We start from the raw sequence: 450 nt of genomic DNA on the forward strand, positions 1-450 counted from the left end.
GCTCACTACGTCACGCCCGACCTCGACGAAGGCCCGATCATCGAGCAGGACGTCGTCCGCGTGGACCACTCGCGCGACCCCGACGAGCTGGTCACCATCGGCCGTGACGTCGAGGCCCAGGTGCTCGCCCGCGCCGTGGAGTGGCACAGCGAGAGCCGGGTGCTGGTGAACGGGAACTGCACAGTGGTCTTCCGTTGACGAGGTGGGCCGTGCAACCATGCGGGCGGCCGGATCCGGCCATTCCCGCCGTCTTCCACGGCCCCTGCGGGATGCGCCAAGGTCCATGGAACCCGTACAGCCCCATGCGTATAGTTGCGCTATGAGCAACTACACCGCAGATAGCGAAACAGCGGCTCCCGCGGTGAACGGGGTGCAGTCCGTCGACCGCGCCGTCAGCGTCCTGGAGATCCTCGCCCAGCGCGGGGAGGCGGGCGTCAGCGAGGTGGCAGC

2 pseudogenes are annotated in these 450 nt (G+C 68.7%); both read left to right on the forward strand.

Annotated elements, in window-relative coordinates:
* A pseudogene (purU, locus tag OO69_RS48235) lies at positions 1-198 on the forward strand (formyltetrahydrofolate deformylase); the annotation flags it as partial.
* A 121-nt stretch (positions 199-319) separates the two neighbouring features.
* Positions 320-450: pseudogene (locus OO69_RS51815) on the forward strand (IclR family transcriptional regulator); the annotation flags it as partial.

The sequence above is a fragment of the Streptomyces sp. NRRL F-525 genome (assembly GCF_000716605.1).
Taxonomy (GTDB): domain Bacteria; phylum Actinomycetota; class Actinomycetes; order Streptomycetales; family Streptomycetaceae; genus Streptomyces.